Source organism: Pseudomonas sp. LBUM1641, assembly GCF_059716235.1.
The window spans coordinates 1,827,546-1,841,363 of sequence record NZ_CP166815.1 but is presented as its reverse complement, the minus strand read 5'-3'; the positions used below and the strand labels follow the sequence as shown (position 1 = coordinate 1,841,363).

The following is a 13,818-nucleotide window of genomic DNA, read 5'->3' as shown; positions in this document are numbered from 1 at the left end:
ACCGCTTTAAAACGTGGCGCCAACTCTATGTTCTGAATGACGTTTTGCCCACGCATACGAAAATTTGACATTAAACTAGCACGACCAAAGATAACTTTACACCGTCTGTCAAAATGCCTTGAACAAATATGTCCATTTGCCACTTTTCCCAGACCGGTAAATCACCATACATCGCGCTGGAAATCTTCCTACGAAGTGCGCCTCAGGATTCCACCAGCGCCATCGCCTCTTCGACATCCACCGCCACCAATCGCGAACAGCCCGGCTCGTGCATCGTCACGCCCATCAACTGATCGGCCATTTCCATGGCGATCTTGTTGTGGGTGATATAGATGAACTGCACGGTCTGGGACATCTCTTTAACCAGTCGCGCATACCGTCCAACGTTAGCGTCATCCAGCGGGGCGTCAACTTCGTCGAGCATGCAGAACGGTGCCGGGTTCAACTTGAAGATCGCAAATACCAGGGCCAATGCGGTGAGTGCCTTCTCGCCACCGGACAACAAATGGATGGTGCTGTTCTTCTTGCCCGGAGGCCGCGCCATGATCGTTACCCCTGTATCGAGTAGATCTTCGCCCGTCAGTTCCAAGTAAGCGCTGCCACCACCGAAAACTTTCGGGAATAACGCCTGTAAACCGCCATTAATCTGATCAAAGGTATCTTTGAAGCGATTACGGGTTTCCTTGTCGATCTTGCGGATCACGTTTTCCAGGGTGTCCAGGGCTTCCACCAGATCGGCGTTCTGCGCGTCCAGATAACGTTTGCGCTCGGACTGCTGCTGGTACTCGTCGATGGCCGCGAGGTTGATCGCACCGAGTCGCTGAATGCGTGCAGCAATCCGCTCAAGTTCTTCTTCGGCTTCTTTCTCGTTGGCCTCGGCGGTCAGGGTATTGAGCACGCCGTGCAAGTCGTAGCCGTCTTCCAGCAACTGGTCTTGCAGGGTTTTGCGGCGAACCGTCAGGGCCTGCCATTCCATGCGCTGCTGTTCGAGCTGGCCGCGGATCAGTTGCGATTGCTGTTCGGCCTGGGTCCGACGCTTTTCCGCGTCGCGCAGTTCGCGGTCGGCATCTTCCAGGGCGATTTGTGCAGTCTTGAGTTCTTCGTCGACGGTCATGCGCTTGTCGAGCAATTCTTCGAGCTTCAGGCGCAGCTCTTCCAGCGGGGCTTCGCCCTCCTCCAGGTTGAGGCTCAGTTGCTCGCGCTTTTCGGTCAGGCGTTCGGACTGCATTTCCAGGCGCTCGAGGGCCTGGCGCGTGGAGTCGTGTTGCGCCCGCAGGGAGCCGAGGCGCACGGCCAGTTGATGGGCGTGGTCCTTGTGCTGGCGGGCTTCCTGGCGCACCCGGTCGAGGCGCTCGCGCAAGCTGTCGCGCTGGGCCAGCAGCAACTCGCGCTGCTCGGTGTCCAGGGCCATGCTGTCGAGGGCTTCCTGCAGTTGCAGACGCGCTTCGCCGACTTGTTCGTGTTCGAGGGCGCGCTGCTCGCCCATCTCGGCCACTTCTTCATCGAGCCGGGTGCGGCGCAAGGTCAGTTGTTCGACCTTGGCTTTGCTCGCCGAGAGCTGGGCTTTCAATTCGCCTTGCTGGCGCGCTTCGTCCTGCAACAGCCGGCGCAGGTGTTCGCGGCCGGTCTCTTGCTGGCGCTGGGTGGCGCGCAGGGTTTGCAGCTGGTTTTCCAGGGATTCGAGTGTGGCTTCGCGCTCTTCGCGTTCGGCGGTCAGGTTGACGATTTCCTGGCCGCGGGCCAGAACGCCGCTTTCCGCTTCGCTGGCGCGACGCACCCGCAAAAAGTGCCGGCCGACCCAAAAACCGTCACGGCTGATCAGGCTTTGCCCGGCCGCCAATTGGCCGCGCTGGGCCAGAGCCTGCTCGAGGCTGTCCACCGGCTTGACCTGACCGAGCCAGGGCGACAGATCAATCGCCGCCTCGACTTTGTCCAGCAAGCTGCCCGGCACGCGTATGCCGTCTGCCGCTGGACTGAGCAAGCGCAGATCGCCCTGGGCAAAACCCGCCAGGTCAAAACCGCCGAAGTCATCCACCAGCACCGCTTGCAGGTCGGCACCGAGCACGGTTTCCACCGCCAGCTCCCAACCGGCTTCAACCTTCAAGCCTTCGGCCAGGCGCGGGCGCTCGGCCAGGTGTTGATCGCGCAGCCATTCGGCCGTGCCAGTGCCCGGGTCGAGCGCCGCTTGCTGCAAGGCTTCCAGGGAGGCCAATCGACCGTTAAGCCGCTGCAAATCACCCTGGGCGGTTTGTTGTGCCTGGGTCGCCTGTTGCAGTTGCTGACGCAATTGCTCCAAGCGTTCCACTTGTTGTTCTTCGCTGGCTTCCAGCTCTTCCAGCGTCATTTCGCTTTCGGCGAGTTTCTCGCTCAGCTCGAGGATCGCCGCGTCTTCCGGGTCGGCCGCGAGCAACACGCGCTCTTCCACCAAACGCCGCTGACGCTCGGCCAGGCGCTCCATGCTGGTTTCCAGTTGCTGGATGCGCGACTGCTGCACCTCAGCCTGGCGGCGCGGCTCGGCGGATTGCAGGTTGAAGGTGTCCCACTGCTCCTGCCAGGCGTGCATGGTGGTTTCGGATTCTTCCAGAGCCGCAGCGGCTTCCTCGGCGGCAGCGCTGGTGACTTCCTGCTCGGGAGTGAGCATGTCCAGCTCCTCCCCGAGGGTCAGCAGCAAGGTGCGGTCGTGGCCCAGGTGCGATTCGGTTTCCAGGCGCGCGCGTTCGGCCTCCTTCAGGTCGTCCTGCAACTGGCGCAAGCGTTGCTGGCCGTGCTGGATGCTCTGCTCGACCCGGGCGATGTCACCGCCCACCGAATAGAAGCGCCCCTGCACCAGATTGAAGCGCTCGGACAGGTCATGGTGACCGTCCCGCAGGCGCTCGATGCTGGCGTCGGCATTGCGCTGCTCGGCCACCAAGGCTTCGAAGCTGATTTCCTGGGTGCCGATGATCGCTTCGCGCTGGCCCACCTGGTCGTTCAACGCCTGCCAGCGCAGGGCTGACAGTTGCGCCTTGAGCTGACGCTCCTCGCCCTTGTATTCCTGATACTTCTCGGCGGCCTGGGCCTGGCGGTGCAGGCGCTCCAACTGGCGCTCCAGTTCGTCACGCAGGTCAGTCAGGCGGGCGAGGTTTTCGTGGGTACGACGGATACGGTTTTCGGTCTCGCGGCGGCGCTCCTTGTACTTGGAGATGCCGGCTGCTTCTTCGATAAAGTTACGCAGGTCCTCGGGCTTGGCTTCGATCAGCTTGGAGATCATGCCCTGCTCGATGATCGAGTAGCTGCGCGGGCCCAGGCCGGTGCCGAGGAAGATGTCGGTAATGTCCCGTCGGCGACATTTGGTGCCGTTGAGGAAGTAGCTGTTCTGGCTGTCGCGGGTCACTTTGCGGCGGATGGAAATTTCCGCATAGGCCGCGTACTCGCCCACCAAGGTGCCATCGGAGTTGTCGAACACCAGCTCGATACTGGCCTGGCTCACCGGCTTGCGGCTGGTGGAGCCGTTGAAGATGACGTCGGTCATCGACTCGCCACGCAGGTTTTTCGCGGAGCTCTCGCCCATCACCCAGCGTACGGCGTCGATAATGTTCGACTTGCCGCAGCCATTGGGCCCGACCACCGCCGCCATGTTACTGGGGAAGTTCACCGTGGTCGGATCGACGAAGGATTTGAACCCCGCCAGTTTGATGCACTTGAGCCGCACGCTTAGGCTTCCGCCAACGCAGCAATGACCAGCGAGCAACTGCGCTCGCCGTAGGCCGAGAGTACTTCGCGAATCTGTGGCAGGTCACGGGCCAGCACGGCGGCGAGCAATTGCTCGAACAGCACCAGGTACTCGCTCATGGACGCCTTGCGTTGATCCAGCGCCAGGTAATAGGCGCGGTTCATCGCCGGCTGCAGGTTCTCGACGGTTTCCTGCAAATACGGGTTGTTGGCGAACGGATACGCAGCGCGCATCACATTGAAGCTTTCCTCGACGAAGGCACGGATGTCCTGGCGTTCGAAGCTGGCGACCAGGCGCTGCTGGATCTGCACAAACGGCGCCATGTCAGCCTGGGTCTGCCAGCCGGCGGCGACGGCGTTGCCCAGCAAGATATACAGCTCGCCCATCAGCGTGCACAGGCTCTGCACCTTGTGGGCAGTCAGCTCGGTGACATGGGCGCCACGGCGCGGCAGGATCGCGATCAGGTGCCGACGCTCAAGGATCAGCAAGGCTTCGCGCACGGAACCACGGCTGACATTAAGCGCCAGTGTGACCTTCTGCTCCTGGATCCGCTCCCCAGGCTTGAGGTCGCCGCGAATGATACGTTCGGCGAGGTGGTGAGCGATTTGCTCGGCAAGACTATCCGGCGCCTTGAACGTCATGTTTTCCCTTCAAAATCTTCTATCGGTACAAGCGCGGCAGTGTAGCGCACTTGCCGGTTGATGGCGTACGGCCCACAAGCACGAATTTGGCATGAAATAAGCAGCCGTTAAAGTCCAGAAGCCCCCAAAAACGGCGGTTCCAGAGAACTGGACCATAATTAAGCATGTTGAAATCGCACTTTCTTGACCCTTAGGTCAGAAAATCGTTGACCGAAAAGTCAGACATGACTAGATTCGGCGCAAAGCGGTTAACAACAATAATGAGTCTGCGAGGCCTTCCGTGATCCAGTTTTTACTCAACCAGGAACTCCGTAGTGAGCACGCCCTGGACCCGAACCTGACTGTGCTCAACTATTTGCGTGAGCACCTGGGCAAATCCGGTACCAAGGAAGGCTGCGCCAGCGGCGACTGTGGCGCCTGTACCGTGGTGGTCGGCGAGCTGCACACCGACGATCAAGGCGCGGAGCAGATTCGCTATCGCAGCCTCAACTCGTGCCTGACCTTTGTCTCGTCCCTGCACGGCAAGCAACTGATCAGCGTCGAAGACCTCAAGCACCAGGGCCAACTCCACAGCGTGCAACAAGCCATGGTGGAGTGCCACGGTTCGCAGTGCGGCTTCTGCACCCCGGGCTTTGTGATGTCGCTGTTCGCCCTGCAAAAAAACAGTGATGCACCCGACAGCCAGAAAGCCCATGAAGCCCTGGCCGGCAACCTCTGCCGCTGCACCGGTTATCGCCCGATTCTCGCCGCCGCCGAACAGGCCTGCTGCAACAAGCCCCAGGACCAGTTCGACAGTCGCCAGGCCGAAACCATCGCCCGCCTGAAATCCATCGCGCCGACTCAAACCGGCGAATTGAACAGCGGCGACAAACGCTGCCTGGTGCCGTTGACCGTCGCCGACCTGGCCGACCTTTACGACGCTTACCCACAAGCCCGGCTGTTGGCTGGCGGCACCGACCTGGCGCTGGAAGTCACGCAGTTCCACCGCACGCTGCCGGTGATGATCTACGTCGGCAATATCGAAGAAATGAAGCGCATCGAAAGCTTCGACGACCGCCTGGAAATCGGCGCCGCCACTTCCCTCTCCGACTGCTACACCGCACTCAACAACGAATACCCGGACTTCGGCGAATTGCTTCACCGCTTCGCCTCGTTGCAGATCCGCAACCAGGGCACCCTGGGCGGCAATATCGGCAACGCGTCGCCCATCGGTGATTCGCCGCCACTGCTGATCGCTCTCGGTGCGCAGATCGTACTGTGCAAAGGCAACACCCGCCGCACCCTGGCGCTGGAAGACTACTTCATCGACTACCGTGTCACTGCCCGCCAGGACAGCGAATTCATCGAAAAAATCATCGTGCCCAAAGGCGTGCCTCTGTTCCGTGCCTACAAGGTTTCCAAGCGTCTGGACGATGACATTTCCGCCGTCTGCGCCGCCTTCAACCTGAAGATTGATAACGGCGTGATCGCCGATGCCCGCGTGGCGTTCGGTGGCATGGCCGCCACCCCAAAACGTGCGAAAAGCTGCGAAGCCGCACTGAACGGCGCCACCTGGAATTCCGCCACCGTGGAAAAAGCCTGCGCCGCGCTGGCCGAAGATTTCACCCCGCTATCGGACTTCCGCGCCAGCAAGGAATACCGCCTGCTCAGCGCACAAAACCTGCTGCGCAAATACTTCATCGAACTGCAAACGCCGCACATCGAGACTCGGGTGACCGCTTATGTCTAACCATCATGCCGTGGAAAAATCCCAGGCCGAACTCGCCGAACTGTTCGCCAAGGACCTCACCAGCGGAGTCGGTCGCAGCGTCAAGCACGACAGCGCCGCCAAGCACGTCTCGGGCGAGGCGCAGTACATCGATGACCGCCTGGAGTTTCCGAACCAGTTGCACCTGTACGCACGCATGTCGGACCGCGCCCACGCGAAGATCATCAGCATCGACACTGCGCCCTGCTACGCCTTTGAAGGCGTGCGCATCGTCATCACCCACGAAGACGTGCCGGGCCTGAAAGACATCGGCCCGTTGATGCCCGGCGACCCGTTGCTGGCCATCGACACCGTGCAGTTCGTCGGCCAGGTAGTGCTGGCCGTTGCCGCCCGCGACCTGGAAACCGCACGCAAAGCCGCGATGGCTGCCGTGATCGAATACGAAGACCTCGAGCCGGTGCTGGACGTGGTCGAGGCGTTTCGCAAAAAGCATTTTGTGCTGGACAGCCACACCCACCAACGCGGCGATTCGGCGGGCGCGCTGGCGACGGCAAAAAATCGCATCCAGGGCACCCTGCACATCGGCGGCCAGGAACACTTCTACCTGGAAACCCAGATCTCCTCGGTGATGCCCACCGAAGACGGCGGCATGATCGTCTACTGTTCCACGCAAAACCCCACCGAAGTGCAGAAGCTGGTGGCCGAAGTACTCGACGTTTCGATGAACAAAATCGTGGTCGACATGCGCCGCATGGGCGGTGGTTTTGGCGGCAAGGAAACCCAGGCCGCCAGCCCGGCATGCCTGTGTGCGGTGGTCGCGCGCCTCACCGGCCAGCCGACCAAAATGCGCCTGCCGCGCGTGGAAGACATGCTGATGACCGGCAAGCGCCACCCGTTCTATATCGAGTACGACGTGGGCTTCGACGACACCGGCCGCCTGCACGGTATCAATCTGGAACTGGCGGGCAACTGCGGTTGCTCACCGGACCTGTCGAACTCGATTGTCGACCGTGCGATGTTCCACTCCGACAACTCGTATTACCTGGGCGACGCCACGGTCAACGGCCACCGCTGCAAGACCAACACCGCGTCCAACACGGCTTACCGGGGCTTCGGCGGCCCCCAAGGCATGGTCGCGATCGAGGAAGTGATGGACGCGATTGCCCGGCATCTGGCCCTCGACCCGCTGGCCGTGCGCAAGGCCAACTACTACGGCAAGACCGAGCGCAACGTCACCCACTACTACCAGACCGTCGAGCACAACATGCTCGAAGAGATGACCGCCGAACTGGAACAAAGCAGCCAGTATTTCGAGCGCCGCGAAGCGATCCGTCGCTACAACGCCAACAGCCCGATCCTGAAAAAAGGCCTGGCGCTGACGCCGGTGAAATTCGGGATTTCCTTCACCGCCAGCTTCCTCAACCAGGCCGGTGCGCTGATCCACATCTACACCGACGGCAGCATCCACCTGAACCACGGCGGCACCGAAATGGGCCAGGGGTTGAACATCAAGGTCGCGCAGGTGGTGGCCGAGATCTTCCAGGTAGAAATCGACCGCGTACAGATCACCGCCACCAACACCGACAAGGTGCCGAACACCTCGCCGACGGCGGCTTCCAGCGGCGCCGACCTGAACGGCAAGGCCGCGCAGAATGCCGCCGAAACCATCAAGCAGCGCCTGGTGGAATTTGCGGCGCGTAAGTATGAAGTCAGCGAGGCCGACGTTGAATTCCACAACGGGCATGTGCGGGTTCGCGATCACATCCTGACGTTTGAAGCGCTGATCCAGCAGGCGTATTTCGCCCAGGTTTCACTGTCGAGCACCGGCTTCTACAAGACCCCGAAAATCTTTTACGACCGCAGCCAGGCGCGTGGCCGACCGTTCTACTACTTCGCGTTCGGCGCGGCCTGTTGCGAAGTGATCGTCGACACGCTGACCGGCGAATACAAAATGCTGCGCACCGATATCCTGCACGACGTGGGCGCCTCGCTGAACCCGGCTATCGACATCGGCCAGGTCGAAGGCGGCTTCATCCAGGGCATGGGCTGGCTGACCATGGAAGAGCTTGTCTGGAATAACAAAGGCAAGCTGATGACCAACGGCCCGGCCAGCTACAAGATCCCGGCCGTCGCCGACATGCCGCTGGACCTGCGGGTGAAACTGGTGGAAAACCGCAAGAACCCGGAAGACACCGTGTTCCATTCCAAGGCCGTGGGCGAGCCGCCGTTCATGCTCGGCATCGCCTCGTGGTGTGCGATCAAGGATGCCGTGGCGAGCCTGGGTGACTATCGTCATCAGCCGAAGATTGATGCACCGGCGACCCCGGAGCGGGTGTTGTGGGGGTGTGAGCAGATGCGCCAACTGACCGCTGCAAAAGCTGTGGAAACTGAAACCGAGTTGGCTTCGCTCTAGACCGAGGCGCTGCCTTCGCGAGCAAGCCCGGCTCCCACATTCTGATGTGTGAACCCAATCAAATGTGGGAGCCGGCTTGCCTGCGATAGCGGTCGAACTGACAACAGAGATGCTGAGGTAAACATGAACAACTGGATCAGCGCCCTCGCCGACCTGCAGAACCAGGGTGAACCCTGCGTGCTGGTGACCATCATCGAAGAGCTCGGCTCCACGCCGCGCAATGCCGGCTCGAAGATGGTCATCAGTGCCGCCCAGACGTTCGACACCATCGGTGGCGGGCACCTGGAATACAAGGCCATGCAGATCGCCCGGGACATGCTCGTGCGCGGCCAGCAGAACACGCACCTGGAGCGCTTCAGCCTCGGCGCCAGCCTGGGCCAGTGCTGCGGCGGCGTGACGGTATTGTTGTTTGAACCGATGGGCCAGGTGCAGGCGCAGATCGCAGTGTTCGGCGCCGGCCATGTGGGCCGCGCGCTGGTGCCGTTGCTGGCCAGCCTGCCGTGCCGGGTGCGCTGGATCGATTCCCGGGGACAGGAATTCCCGGAACACATCCCCCAAGGCGTGCGTAAAATCGTCAGCGAAGAGCCGGTGGATGAAATCGACCACTTGCCTGTGGGCAGTTACTGCATCGTCATGACCCACAACCACGCACTGGACCTGGAGCTGACCGCCGCCCTGCTCAAGCGCAATGACTTCACCTACTTCGGCCTGATCGGTTCGAAGACCAAGCGCGCCAAGTTCGAACACCGCCTGCGGGATCGCGGTTTCGACACCGCGCAACTGCAACGCATGCATTGCCCGATGGGGCTGACTGAGGTCAAGGGCAAACTGCCTGTTGAAATCGCCATCTCCATCGCCGGCGAGATCATCGCCACCTATAACGCCAATTTCGGCCAGCACACTGCGAGCGCCGAACCCATTGCCAAACTGCTGCCGGTTTCACGCCGCAGCCAAGCGACTAACTGAGACGACCATGCCTTTGACTCGCAAAGCCTACCGTGCCGCCATTTTGCACAGCATCGCCGACCCTGCCGAAGTAGGAATCGAAGCCTCCTACGAGTATTTCGAAGACGGCCTGCTGGTGATCGACAACGGCCAGATCAGCGCCCTGGGCCACGCCAGCGAATTGCTCGCTACCCTGCCCGCTGACATCGAAGTCACCCATTACCAGGACGCATTGATCACCCCAGGCCTGATCGACACTCACATTCACCTGCCGCAAACCGGCATGGTCGGTGCCTATGGCGAGCAGTTGCTGGACTGGCTCAATACCTACACCTTCCCGTGTGAAAGCCAGTTCGCCGACAAGGCCCACGCTGAAGAAGTCGCGGACATTTTCATCAAGGAACTGCTGCGCAACGGCACCACCACCGCCCTGGTATTCGGCAGCGTGCACCCGCAGTCAGTGAACTCGTTTTTTGAAGCAGCCGAGAAGCTCGACCTGCGGATGATCGCCGGCAAGGTGATGATGGACCGCAACGCGCCGGACTATCTGACAGACACCGCCGAGTCCGGCTACCAGGAAAGCAAGGCGCTGATCGAGCGCTGGCACGGCAAGGGCCGTTTGCACTACGCGGTCACGCCACGTTTCGCACCGACCAGTACGCCTGAACAACTGACCCTCGCCGGGCAGTTGCTGGGGGAATACCCGGACCTGTACATGCAGACCCACATCAGTGAAAACCTGCAGGAAGTGGAGTGGGTGAAAGAACTGTTCCCGGAGCGCAAGGGCTACCTGGACGTGTACGACCATTACAAACTGCTGGGTGAGCGTTCGGTGTTCGCCCACGGTGTGCACCTGTGCGATGACGAATGCGCGCGGTTGGCGGAAGCCGGGTCGGCGGTCGCATTCTGCCCGACGTCGAACTTCTTCCTGGGCAGCGGGTTGTTCAATCTGCCAATGGCTGAGAAGCACAAGCTGAATGTGGGCCTGGGGACAGATGTCGGTGGCGGCACCAGCTTCTCGCTGCTGCAGACACTGAACGAAGCGTACAAGGTGATGCAGTTGCAAGGCGCGCGCTTGAGTCCGTTCAAGTCACTGTATCTCGCGACCCTGGGCGGCGCGCGGGCACTGCGGTTGGAAGACAAGATCGGCACATTGCAGCCGGGCACTGATGCGGACTTTTTGGTGCTGGATTACAACGCCACCCCGCTGCTCAGCTATCGCCTGAAGCAGGCCAATAACATTGCCGAGACGTTGTTTGTGTTGATGACGCTGGGAGATGACCGGGCGGTGTTGCAGACGTATGCGGCGGGGCAATTGGTGCACCAACGCTAAGCGGTCCAGAAACTAAAAATCCCCGGTTCATTGAACCGGGGATTTTTTTGCGCCCTTCTCTGTAGGAGCGAGCTTGCTCGCGAAGGTCGTTAACAATAACGCTGGCATCCTGGATGAACACGGCGCCTATGCGGTTTTCGCGAGCAAGCTCGCTCCTACAGTGGAGTCGATCACATCACAACTTTACAGACGAGCGCCCCGGCTTCTTGGTCTGCAACAAATGCGAGAACACCGCATGCAGATCATCCGAAGCGCTCTCCTCATCGAGGTTGAGCTTGCTGTCGATGTGATCCATGTGATGCATCATCAGGTTCACCGCCAGACCCGCATCCCGCGCTTCGATCGCGTCGATCAGTTGGGTGTGTTCATCGTAGGAACAGTGGGAGCGGTTGCCGCTTTCGTACTGGGCGATGATCAACGAGGTCTGGGACACCAGGCTGCGCTGGAAGCTGATCAGCGGGGCGTTCTTCGCCGCCTCAGCCAGTTTCAGGTGGAATTCGCCAGAAAGCCGGATGCCCGCACCGCGATCACCCCGGGAAAAGCTGTCGCGCTCGTCGTTGACCATCTGCCGCAGCTCGGCCAGTTGCTCGGCCGTGGCATGCTGTACCGCCAATTCAGTGATCGCTCGCTCCACCAGACGCCGGGCGAGGAACACCTGACGGGCTTCCTCGACACTCGGGCTGGCCACTACAGCGCCGCGATTGGGCCGCAGCAGTACCACGCCTTCATGGGCCAGGCGCGACAGCGCACGGCGAATGATGGTGCGGCTGACGCCGAAAATTTCGCCCAGCGCTTCTTCACTCAATTTGGTACCGGGCGCCAGGCGTTGTTCGAGGATCGCCTCGAAGATATGCGCGTAGACGATATCGTCCTGGGTTCCACTGCGACCGGCCTTACCGGCTCGCGGTTGTTTCTTGAGGGGCTGCAACTGTTCGTTCATGGGCACTCGGGTCGGGAGAACGGCGGCGAATTGACGTTGACTGTAATACGGCGCAGAGGGTCGCTGGCAAGTATCGCGTAAAATCAGCGCACATTGTACACAACCCACTGCGCCAACACACTGTACGGCTGTTTGCGGCGCCGGCTGTATTGCAATGAATCGTTACGTTTGAGTTTAGGCTTGATTCCACGTTTTCTCCTTTGTAGGAGCGAGCTTGCTCGCGAAAAACGTATAAGCACCGCATTCATTCAGGATGCCAGCGTCACCGTTAACGACCTTCGCGAGCAAGCTCGCTCCTACAGACAGCCCGGTAAAAGGAACACCGCACCATGTCAGACGTCCCCCAAGCGCGATTACGCCCACTGGCCGACACTTCGCCTTCGGCCATCGTCGCCGGTTTCATTGCCATGATGACCGGCTACACCAGTTCCCTGGTGCTGATGTTTCAAGCTGGCCAAGCCGCCGGCCTGACCACGGCGCAAATTTCCTCGTGGATCTGGGCGATCTCCATCGGCATGGCGGTGTGCAGCATTGGCCTGTCCCTGCGCTATCGCACGCCGATCACCATTGCCTGGTCCACCCCGGGCGCGGCGTTGTTGATCACCAGCCTGGGCGGTGTGAGTTACGGCGAAGCCATCGGCGCCTACATCACCTGTGCGGTGCTGGTGACGATCTGCGGGTTGACCGGCAGCTTCGAAAAACTCGTCAAGCGCATCCCGGCTTCCCTGGCGGCAGCCTTGCTGGCGGGGATTCTGTTCAAGATCGGCAGCGAGATTTTCGTCGCCGCGCAGCACCGCACCGGTCTGGTACTGGGGATGTTCTTCACTTACCTGGTCATCAAGCGCCTGTCACCGCGTTATGCCGTGCTCGCGGCATTGCTGATCGGCACGGCGCTGTCCGGGCTGATGGGGCTGCTGGATTTCAGTGGCTTTCACCTCGAAGTGGCAACGCCGGTGTGGACCACACCGCACTTCTCCCTGGCCGCGACCATCAGCATCGGCATCCCGCTGTTCGTGGTGGCCATGACCTCGCAAAACATGCCCGGGGTCGCGGTGTTGCGGGCCGATGGCTATAACGTGCCGGCTTCACCCTTGATCACCACCACCGGGCTGGCCTCGCTGGTGCTGGCGCCGTTTGGCTCCCATGGCATCAACCTGGCGGCCATCAGCGCGGCGATCTGCACCGGGCCCCATGCCCACGAAGATCGCAACAAGCGCTACACCGCCGCAGTCTGGTGCGGGATTTTCTACGGGATTGCCGGGGTGTTTGGCGCGACATTGGCCGCGTTGTTCGCTGCGTTGCCCAAGGAGCTGGTGCTGTCGATCGCGGCACTGGCGTTGTTCGGCTCGATCATCAATGGCCTGAGCATCGCCATGAATGAGCCGAAGGAACGCGAAGCAGCGTTGATCACCTTTATGGTCACAGCGTCGGGGTTGACGTTGTTTTCCATCGGTTCGGCGTTCTGGGGGATTGTCGCGGGGGTGTTGACGCTGGTGATTCTGAACTGGCGCAAGGCCTGATTCTTTAGACCCAGTAACGAAAAAGCGACCCGGACGGGTCGCTTTTTCATGACATCAGACTGCCGGGTTGATCGGCTTTTCTGGATGCCAAGCGTCCAACAGGGCGCTGACTTCAACGCGGGTCAGCTCTGGACGAGCCTTCAGCCACGCTTCAACAGCAGCACGCTGTTCTTCGTTGACCGAACCACGGGTGGCTTTGCAAACCAGACCGAAGTCATCACCGCCGACGTAGTCCAGGCCGTTGCCGTCCATTGCTTCAGTCAGGAATGCTTCGAGGAAAGCGTCAACCGCTTCATCGTCCAAACCTTCTTTGAAGTCCAGGTTCAGTTCGAAACCCAGCTCTTGAAATTCATCAACGCACAGTTTTTTGCGCAGACGCCGGGAACGGTTAGTCGCCATTGGAACAATCCTCTTAAGTAATAACGGGCGGCACTTTAGCAGTTTAAGCCGGCCTTTGCCCGCTTCTCTGGGACAGGCGGCAGAGTGCCAGTAAAAAAAACCGCGAATAGCAGCTATCGTTCAGGCACAAGTGCGACGGCCTTGGGGCATAATGCCGACACTTTCATGACCATTGAGGGATTTTTCGTACATACCCCTCACCTTTTT

9 protein-coding genes are annotated in these 13,818 nt (G+C 60.6%); 5 read left to right on the top strand and 4 right to left on the bottom strand.

Going from position 1 to position 13,818, the window contains the following annotated elements; genetic code table 11:
* Positions 1–202: 202 nt before the first annotated feature.
* On the bottom strand, positions 203–3,691 hold the full coding sequence (gene smc, locus ACA046_RS08395; protein WP_459026981.1) for a chromosome segregation protein SMC: 3,489 nt from the start codon (positions 3,689–3,691) through the stop codon (positions 203–205).
* Positions 3,692–3,693: 2 nt separating this feature from the next.
* Positions 3,694–4,353 (bottom strand): GntR family transcriptional regulator, encoded by a 660-nt coding sequence (locus ACA046_RS08390; protein ID WP_076017194.1) that lies wholly within the window; start codon positions 4,351–4,353, stop codon positions 3,694–3,696.
* Between the two features lie 280 nt (positions 4,354–4,633).
* On the opposite strand from ACA046_RS08390, the gene xdhA reads away from it, so the two are divergent.
* From xdhA to guaD, 4 genes are all read left to right on the top strand, one after another.
* Positions 4,634–6,082 carry a xanthine dehydrogenase small subunit gene (gene xdhA, locus ACA046_RS08385; protein WP_076017193.1) on the top strand — a complete coding sequence of 483 codons (1,449 nt, stop codon included), beginning with the start codon at positions 4,634–4,636 and terminating at the stop codon, positions 6,080–6,082.
* Positions 6,075–8,474, top strand: coding sequence for a xanthine dehydrogenase molybdopterin binding subunit (gene xdhB / locus ACA046_RS08380; protein ID WP_318302856.1), 2,400 nt, complete (start codon positions 6,075–6,077; stop codon positions 8,472–8,474). Before xdhA ends, xdhB begins: the two co-directional genes overlap by 8 nt.
* A gap of 123 nt (positions 8,475–8,597) precedes the next feature.
* On the top strand, positions 8,598–9,440 hold the full coding sequence (xdhC, locus tag ACA046_RS08375) for a xanthine dehydrogenase accessory protein XdhC (RefSeq protein ID WP_459026977.1): 843 nt from the start codon (positions 8,598–8,600) through the stop codon (positions 9,438–9,440).
* Between the two features lie 7 nt (positions 9,441–9,447).
* Positions 9,448–10,752, top strand: a complete 1,305-nt coding sequence (gene guaD, locus ACA046_RS08370) for a guanine deaminase (RefSeq protein WP_076017190.1) — start codon at positions 9,448–9,450, stop codon at positions 10,750–10,752.
* Between the two features lie 175 nt (positions 10,753–10,927).
* Here guaD and ACA046_RS08365 read toward each other — a convergent pair whose 3' ends face one another.
* Positions 10,928–11,692 (bottom strand): GntR family transcriptional regulator, encoded by a 765-nt coding sequence (locus tag ACA046_RS08365; protein WP_017477154.1) that lies wholly within the window; start codon positions 11,690–11,692, stop codon positions 10,928–10,930.
* A gap of 329 nt (positions 11,693–12,021) precedes the next feature.
* On the opposite strand from ACA046_RS08365, the gene ACA046_RS08360 reads away from it, so the two are divergent.
* Positions 12,022–13,212 carry a benzoate/H(+) symporter BenE family transporter gene (locus ACA046_RS08360; protein WP_017477152.1) on the top strand — a complete coding sequence of 397 codons (1,191 nt, stop codon included), beginning with the start codon at positions 12,022–12,024 and terminating at the stop codon, positions 13,210–13,212.
* Between the two features lie 54 nt (positions 13,213–13,266).
* Here ACA046_RS08360 and ACA046_RS08355 read toward each other — a convergent pair whose 3' ends face one another.
* On the bottom strand, positions 13,267–13,611 hold the full coding sequence (locus ACA046_RS08355) for a YggL family protein (RefSeq protein ID WP_003219101.1): 345 nt from the start codon (positions 13,609–13,611) through the stop codon (positions 13,267–13,269).
* Between the last annotated feature and the right edge of the window lie 207 nt (positions 13,612–13,818).